General features: G+C 61.7%; 8 protein-coding genes. 5 read left to right on the forward strand and 3 right to left on the reverse strand.

The window, feature by feature from the left end:
- Positions 1-2: 2 nt before the first annotated feature.
- Both AB1576_03670 and AB1576_03675 read left to right on the forward strand, forming a co-directional pair.
- Positions 3-1,595, forward strand: coding sequence for a methylmalonyl-CoA mutase family protein (locus AB1576_03670; GenBank protein MEW6080873.1), 1,593 nt, complete (start codon positions 3-5; stop codon positions 1,593-1,595).
- Positions 1,596-1,613: 18 nt separating this feature from the next.
- A complete protein-coding gene (locus AB1576_03675) occupies positions 1,614-2,672 on the forward strand; it encodes a Glu/Leu/Phe/Val dehydrogenase dimerization domain-containing protein (GenBank protein ID MEW6080874.1) in 1,059 nt (352 codons plus the stop codon).
- Positions 2,673-3,013: 341 nt separating this feature from the next.
- On the opposite strand, the gene AB1576_03680 is transcribed toward AB1576_03675, so the two are convergent.
- The 3 genes from AB1576_03680 to AB1576_03690 are packed head-to-tail and all read right to left on the reverse strand — an operon-like array spanning position 3,014 to position 4,632.
- Positions 3,014-3,535 carry a hypothetical protein gene (locus AB1576_03680; GenBank protein ID MEW6080875.1) on the reverse strand — a complete coding sequence of 174 codons (522 nt, stop codon included), beginning with the start codon at positions 3,533-3,535 and terminating at the stop codon, positions 3,014-3,016.
- A 16-nt stretch (positions 3,536-3,551) separates the two neighbouring features.
- Entirely contained in the window at positions 3,552-4,028 is a 477-nt protein-coding gene (locus AB1576_03685) for a hypothetical protein (GenBank protein MEW6080876.1), read from the reverse strand.
- Positions 3,991-4,632: an energy-coupling factor ABC transporter permease gene (locus AB1576_03690; GenBank protein ID MEW6080877.1), complete on the reverse strand. Its 642-nt coding sequence runs from the start codon at positions 4,630-4,632 to the stop codon at positions 3,991-3,993. The genes AB1576_03685 and AB1576_03690 overlap by 38 nt, the downstream gene beginning before the upstream one ends.
- A 477-nt stretch (positions 4,633-5,109) precedes the next feature.
- Between AB1576_03690 and AB1576_03695 the strand changes: the two genes are divergently transcribed.
- The 3 genes from AB1576_03695 to AB1576_03705 all read left to right on the forward strand — a co-directional run bounded on the left by AB1576_03695 (position 5,110) and on the right by AB1576_03705 (position 7,570).
- Positions 5,110-6,048 carry an ATP-binding cassette domain-containing protein gene (locus tag AB1576_03695; GenBank protein ID MEW6080878.1) on the forward strand — a complete coding sequence of 313 codons (939 nt, stop codon included), beginning with the start codon at positions 5,110-5,112 and terminating at the stop codon, positions 6,046-6,048.
- Positions 6,032-7,237 carry an ABC transporter permease gene (locus AB1576_03700; protein ID MEW6080879.1) on the forward strand — a complete coding sequence of 402 codons (1,206 nt, stop codon included), beginning with the start codon at positions 6,032-6,034 and terminating at the stop codon, positions 7,235-7,237. The genes AB1576_03695 and AB1576_03700 overlap by 17 nt, the downstream gene beginning before the upstream one ends.
- A gap of 114 nt (positions 7,238-7,351) precedes the next feature.
- Positions 7,352-7,570: a hypothetical protein gene (locus tag AB1576_03705; GenBank protein MEW6080880.1), complete on the forward strand. Its 219-nt coding sequence runs from the start codon at positions 7,352-7,354 to the stop codon at positions 7,568-7,570.
- The last annotated feature ends 18 nt before the right edge of the window (positions 7,571-7,588 follow it).

Here is a 7,588-nt window from a genome sequence, read left to right on the forward strand (position 1 = left end):
CCTTGGCCATTGCCGAGCGGAAGGAGTCCTTCTTGACCGTCTCAGGGCGGCCTGTTCGCCCGTTCTACCGTTGCGAGGAGGTTGACTACCGTGAAGCCCTGGGGGACCCGGGTGAGTACCCCTTTACCCGGGGGGTCTACTCCACGATGTACAGGGCTCGCCTCTGGACCATGAGGCAGTTCGCTGGGTACGGTACTGCCCGGGATACAAACCTGCGCTTCAAGTACCTATTAGACCACGGCCAGACGGGACTGAGCGTGGCCTTTGACATGCCCACCATAATGGGGTATGACTCTGACCACGAGCGCGCCCACGGGGAGGTTGGCAGGCTTGGCGTGGCCATTGACTCCCTGGAGGACATGGAGGTAATGCTCGACGGCATACCCCTGGACCAGGTGACCACCTCCATGACAATCAACGGTCCTGCGGCTGTGCTTCTGGCCATGTACGTTGCCGTGGCGAAAAAGCAGGGTGTGTCACCCAAGGCAATCTCGGGCACCATACAGAACGACATGCTAAAGGAGTACATCGCGCAGAAGTCCTTCATATTTCCCCCAAGACCGTCCATGAGAATCATCACGGACATTCTCGCCTACTGTTCCCGGGAGGTTCCCAAGTGGCATGCCATCAGCATAAGCGGCTACCATATCCGGGAGGCTGGCTCCACTGCTGTCCAGGAAATGGCCTTCACCTTGGCCAACGGCATGGCCTATGTAGAGGCGGGAATAGAGGCAGGGCTCGCTGTTGACGACTTCGCTCCGAGGCTTTCTTTCTTCTTCAACGCCCATAATGACCTTTTTGAGGAGGTGTCCAAGTACAGGGCGGCCCGGCGCATATGGGCCAAGGTGATGAGGGAGAAGTACCGGGCCCAGAACCCGGATTCCTGGAAGATGCGTTTCCACACACAGACGGCGGGGTGCTCGTTAACGTCACAGCAGGCGGAGAACAACATCGTCAGGACGGCCATCCAGGCCCTTGCCGCGGTGCTCGGTGGCACGCAGTCTCTGCACACCAACTCCATGGACGAGGCACTGGCGCTGCCGGGCGAGCAGGCGGTGAGGATTGCCCTGAGGACGCAGCAAGTCATCGCGGAGGAAAGCGGTGTGGCCAACGCCATTGACCCGCTGGGAGGCTCGTACTTCGTTGAGGCGCTCACCAGCGAGATGGAAGAGGAGGCCTGGGAATACTTCAGAAGGATAGAGGCGCTGGGCGGGGTGATCCCCGCCATCGAGAAGGGCTTCTTCCAGCAGGAGATCGCTGAGGCGGCCTTCGAGCACAACCGCAGGGTGGAGCAGGGGATCCTCTCAGTGGTGGGAGTGAACACCTACACCACCAGCGAGGAGGTGAGCATTCCCATCCTCCAGGTAGATCCAGCGGTGGAGAAGGCCCAAGCCGAACGCCTAAAGAGGATGAGGCGACAAAGGGACAGCGCCGTTTTTTGTCACAGCCTGGAGCGCCTGCGGGCGGCTGCCCGGGAGGGGACCAACCTGATGCCTGTGATACTGGAATCGGTTGAGGCCCACGCCTCCCTTGGGGAGATCATGGGTGTCCTCCGGGAGGAGTTCGGGGAGTACCGGGAACAAGCCATATTCTAGCGTCTGGAGGGGAGCCGGTTGGGGGTATTTGACGCATCTTGCGGTTACGAGCAGGTGGTGTTCTGCCACGACAAGGGGTCTGGCCTCCGGGCGATCATCGGGATCCACGATACGTCCCTGGGGCCGGCCCTGGGAGGGTGCCGCATGTGGCCGTACGCCACGGAGGAGGAAGCCCTGGAGGATGTGCTGCGGCTATCCAGGGGCATGACCTACAAGAACGCTGCCATGGGGTTGAACCTTGGGGGCGGGAAGGCCGTGATACTTGCGGACCCCAGGGAGGACAAGACGGAGGTGCTTTTCCGGGCGTTTGGGCGTTTCGTAGAGAGCCTGTCAGGTCGCTATATCACGGCGGAGGACGTTGGGACCACCTGTGACGATATGAACTTGGTGCGTATGGAGACGCAGCATGTAAGGGGGCTGCCCGAGATCAGCGGGGAGCCGTCTCCTGCCACGGCCTACGGTGTCTACAGGGGCATGGCCGCGGCGGCGCTGGCGGCGTTCGGAAGCGAGAGCCTGAAGGGCCTGACCGTAGCATTGCAGGGTGTGGGAAGCGTGGGGCTCCACCTGGCCAGGCACCTTCACGAGGAAGGGGCCAGCCTGGTGGTGACGGACATATTCCCTGACAAGGCCGAGCGTGCCGTGAAGGCCTATGGTGCCCGGGCCGTGGCACCCGGGGACATCTGCGATGTGGAGTGCGATATCTTCGCCCCCTGTGCCCTCGGGGCTGTCATCAATGACAGGACTGTGTCAAGGCTCAAGTGCCGGGTTGTCGCGGGGGCGGCCAATAACCAGCTGGCCGAGGAGCGGCATGGGGATCTCCTGGCGGAGCGAGGGATCCTCTATGTCCCGGACTTCTTGATCAACGGGGGGGGCGTCATTAGCGTTGCCGACGAGATGCATCCCTCCGGCTACAGCCGGGACCGGGTAATGGCCCAGGTCAGCACCATATTCCACAAGGTGACCAGGGCGCTTCAGATGGCTCAGGCTCAGGGCATCTCTAACCACAGGGCCGCCGAGGTCCTGGCTGAAGAGCGAATGAGGAGTGTGGGCCGGCTGGGCAAGATCCACCTGGCTTGAGGGATCAAGGCAACTGAGGCAGGGATGGCGGTCCCTGCCTCTTGATTCGCTCCTGGAATGGCTGGGTTCCCTGCCACTTGACAAGAGGTGCCATGCTCTTGTGGAGAATCCCACACCAAGGGTGTACCGGTAGCGGTGCATCGAAGGCAAACGGCGCGTGCTCAAAGCAGCGCTCAGGAGGCAATGCGCCGGGCTTTCTGAGAGGACACAAACCGTGGAAGGAGGTCATCTCCGAGTAGATTGCTGCAACGTGTAGCCGGTGTTGCCGTGTGGCAAACGTGGTTGGCCGCGGCACCTTCAGCTACCGGTATAGCCTTCAGGTTACCCTGGCGACACTAGCATCAGTGCTCGTGGGGCTCTGCATGCTCCCGCGGGTTTTCCATCTCCACCTCGGTGCCGTCATCTGCCAGGATCCTCATGTCGAATTCCCATGCAAAGTGCTCAGTATAGATCACGTAGCGCCCGGCCTCTAGGACCTCCAGGGTAAATGTGGTCCCCTCCGGGTCAATCTCCAGGTTGTAGGCGTGCTGGTCCTTCACCAGGAGGCTACCGCCTGCCGGGACATCCTCCGCGGCTGCCTCCATAACATGTTGAGCGAGGTGGTCCATTCCCTCACGCTCACCAGTCTCCCCGAGGAAGGCCACCAGGATGGAGGAGTCGTGCCTTGCCTCGCTGAACACCAGCGTGTAGCGGCCAGGTCTGAGCTCGCACTCCGCGCTCCATTCGTACGGCAGTTCGCCGTGCTCATGGCCATGGTCGCCGGGTGCGGGTGAGCCAGGAGAGCAACCACCCATCGCGATGGCTAGGGAAATGATGGCCATCGCGGCTAGGGTTCTTCTCCCAGGGCTGTAGGTGCTTGTCACGGGTATCCCTCCCGCACTAGGTCCGGTTCGTTCCTGCCCCGGACTGGTAACCCCGGAACAACAGGGCCATTCCAAGGAGAATGATCAAGCCAGCGACAACCCTGAGCCACACGGGGACCCGGTGTTCCGTCTCTCGTGAGAAGTCCTGGCTCACCCTGTGTCCCAATCCATCATCAGCCTCGATGCGAGCAACGCTCCAGAGATCGGTGACCGGGAAGTAGCCGTCGCCGTCAACGTAACCCTCGCTGATCCCCCCATCCAAGTAGTGCACGGTCACGAGGGCCCGCCGCGCCGGGATGCCGCCTTCGTATACCACCTGGATGATGCCCTGGCCCTCTACAACCAGTACCAAAAGCCGGTGAGCCAGGGCTTGCCCGTCCCCAATGAGCATGAGCCCCAGGGCCAGCCCCGCCCACAGCAGGCCGAGGCGCACATAGAAGCGATGGATCCTCCTGTTATCCCTTCCCATGCACTTTCTGAAACGAGTCTCCATGATTCAGGCCTTTCTCCTCAATATGGTGCAACAGGTACCTTGCGGCCAGCGCGGTGATGGCGCCCTCGCCCAGGATGACCGGGACGTGGGCCCCCAGGACCAGCCAGAAGGTTACCGGGGGAAAGCCTCCCACCACAAGGAGGGTGCTCCCCAGCAGGACCTTGCAGAATGACCCGGCGATCCCGGCAAGAAGCGCCACTGGGGGGTGTCCTCCAGTGGGGGCGGACTTGGCCCGCCTCATGATGAGCCACGCCAGGAGCGCGGCAGATCCCATGCTGAAGGTGTTAACCCCCAGGGTGGAAAGACCACCGTGCCCCAAGAGCAGCCACTGGAGGGCGATAGCCAGGCCTACGGCCACAAAGGAGACGGGCCCCAGGAGTATGCCCGCCAGAGGCGCAAAGGTGAAGTGCACGGATGTATAACCCATGGGGATGTGTACCATTGATGAGACGAACACCACAGAGGAAACCAGGCTTATCCTGGTCATTGTTCGTAGCAGTCCCTTGAGGCTGGTACCACGAAGTATCCCCAGGACGGTTCCGGCCAAAAGCACGTAGCCAGTCCCTGTAAGTGTAACCGGGAGGAGGCCGTCTGGGATGTGCATGAATCCCCCACCTGTGCTACAAATGTGATATTCGTGCCACTATGTTATCACGGCAGGGTTTGGATTGTCAAGTAACGATTTGTCATGGTCTGTGTCATGAGGCCGCCGGTCGCTGGCAGCAGTTGCCCCTGGTCGAGCAGATAGCCAATATCGGCAGCGAAGCGGAGAGGGTCCTGAACTGGCGGGCAAAGAACAACGCCGACCACTCGGAACGGGCGTTCGAGCGCACGCTTGAAACTGCTAGACTTGGCACTGGCAGGGTCCACGGGGTACGCGCGTTCCCGGGAACTCGCCCGGTTGCGCTAAGCGCTGGTGGACTACTTCTTCTGCGGCGACAACGCGTTCGGCTCCACGGAGGAGTCCTGGCGGCGTTACTTTCTCCATTTGGCCATGCCGCGCGAAGGGATCGTTAGCGCTACAGTCGAATTGTACTGCCGGAGTCTCGCCGGACGGGATGAACGAGGAGGCCGGTGCGCGATGGGGGCAGGGGAAGAGATCCTGGCGGTACGCGCGGTCGACAAGTCGTACGGCCACCGCAAGGTGGTCGACGCCGTGTCCTTTGAGGTTCGGGCGGGGGAAGTCATGGGCATCCTCGGACCCAACGGAGCGGGGAAGACCACCATGATCCGGATGATCATGGGGATCATCGCGCCGGACCGGGGGGAAATCGTCTACCACTTCAAGGACGGTCCTTCAAGAGGCATCCCCAAGTCGCGGGTGGGCTATGTGCCCGAAGAACGCGGTCTTTACAGAGACACGCGGGTGATGGATACACTGGTGTACCTTGCCGGGCTGAAGCAGGTAGACCCGGTCACGGCCCGGGCGCGCGCCCGGGTCTGGCTGGAGCGGATGGACCTGCTTCGCTGGAGTGGGGCGCGGGTGGACCGGCTCTCGAAGGGCATGGCCCAGAAGGTGCAACTCATCGCCGCCGTGTTACATGAACCCAGGCTCATCGTGATGGATGAGCCGTTTTCCGGGCTCGACCCCCTCAACCAGGACCTGTTCAAGGAGGAAATCCACCGGTTGGCGACACAGGGAGCGGCGGTATTGCTTTCGAGTCACCAGATGAACCTGGTGGAGGAGACCTGTGACCGCATATTCTTCCTGCACCGGGGTGGCCAGGTGTTCTACGGGGATACCGGTGAAGTCCGGGCCCGCTTCGGCGGGTTCAAGGCGGTGCTGCGCGGTCCTGGTCCTTTCGCGGAACTGGAGCGGTCCCCCCTGGTGGCGTCAGCCAAGTTCAGCCAGGGGAGCGCCGTGTTCTGGCTGAAGCCAGAGGTGACTCCCGCCCGGTTCGCCGCCGCCGTCCCCCCGGATGCGTTGACCGACGAGATCACCGTCTCACGCCCGACGCTTCACGACATCTTCGTGGGGCTGGCCAGGGAGGTGTCCGAGGAAGATGCCGCCGACGCTTAAAGTAGCGATGTGGGAGATAATGCGCAACTTGCGTAGCCGCGAATTCCTCATTGGCTTGCTCTTATCGCCGCTAATCGTGAGCGTGTTCTGGGGCGGCTCGTGGCTCCTTGAGCGCCTGAACCCCCCGCAACGTGCCGTGTATTACGTGGTCGACCACATTGAAGCCTTTCCCCAATTGCAGGAAGCAGGCGATCCCGAGCGTCTCGAGTTCATCCTGTTCACCGGCGATCCCCGTACCGTCGCGGAGCAAGTCAAGGAGCGCGGCGCCCATGGCCACCTCGTGCTGAGCGAGGACTTCGTGCAGACCGGCCGCCTGCCGGTATACAGCGTCAGGGGCACCCTGGCGAGCGAGGCCGCCCTCCTCGAGGCTGTCGATGTGTTTCTCTGGGATCACCGCGCCCAACTGGTGGGGCTAGATTATCAGACCCAACGGTGGCTGGCGGCGCCGGCCGTGCTGGTGCCCGTCGCCCTGGACCCGGGAGCCGCCGACCCGGGACTCCGTAGAGCCCGGCTGGCGGCCTCGGGAGGACTGGCGATCTTCCTCGGGATTCTCATCTACACCACTGCCGCCATGCTGTTCACCAGCACCCTTCAGGAAAAGCGAACACGGATGATCGAGGTATTGCTGTCCTCGATCGAACCCCGGCATCTACTCGACGGCAAGGTGTTCGGCCACTCGGGCCTGGCCTTGGTTCAGGCCGCCGCCTGGATCGTGCCGGCTCTCCTGGCCAACCACTTCCACTTCCGCCTGCCCCTCGGCCAACTCATCGATATCAGTTCGCTTCCGCTAATCGGTTTCTTCGCCTTGCTGGGTTACCTCCTGTTCGCCTCCATGTTCGTCGCCTCGGGCGCGATAATCCCTGACCTCGAGAGCGCGGGCAATGTCCAGGGGACGATCATGATGCTGCCCTTCCTCAACATGATCTTCGTCCCCCCCGCGATCGCCAGCCCGGACGGCTTCGTGGCCAAACTCGGTACCTTTTTCCCCATCACCAGTCCCTTCGTGATCATGGTCCGCATGGGCCTCACCACCATACCCGTGGTCGAATTGGTCGCGGCGGCGGTCTTGCTCATCGTGAGCCAGGTGGTAGTGGGAAGAGCGGCAGCCCGGGTGTTCCGCGCTGGCATGCTGATGTACGGCAAGCCGGCCGCGTTGAAGGAGATCTGGCGGTGGATACGGACGCCCTGACCACAAAGGGCCGGCTGGCGACACCGGCGCGCCAGGGGAGGATGAAACAGTTACCGGATAACTGACTTTTCCTCTAGAAACCTGCCCGAAGCATTTGACAAGGAGGCAAGAATGATGTATACTATAGATGAGATTGGTGAGGATTTCGTGGTGGTCAACGGTGAACGGATTGAAGTTGACCCGCCATTTGAGACCGTGCCAGACAAGCGAGAATATGAGATTTGGTTGAACGAGGTAATGCTGGATGCTGTTGAGACAATTGGAAGTAGAGAGAACATACAGGCTTTCCAAGACCACCTTGCACCGGTGGCTCAAGGACGGAAAGCTGACTGACCATCGTACCGTTGGCGG

The organism is Bacillota bacterium (genome assembly GCA_040754315.1).
Taxonomy (GTDB): domain Bacteria; phylum Bacillota; class Sulfobacillia; order DUSP01; family JBFMCS01; genus JBFMCS01.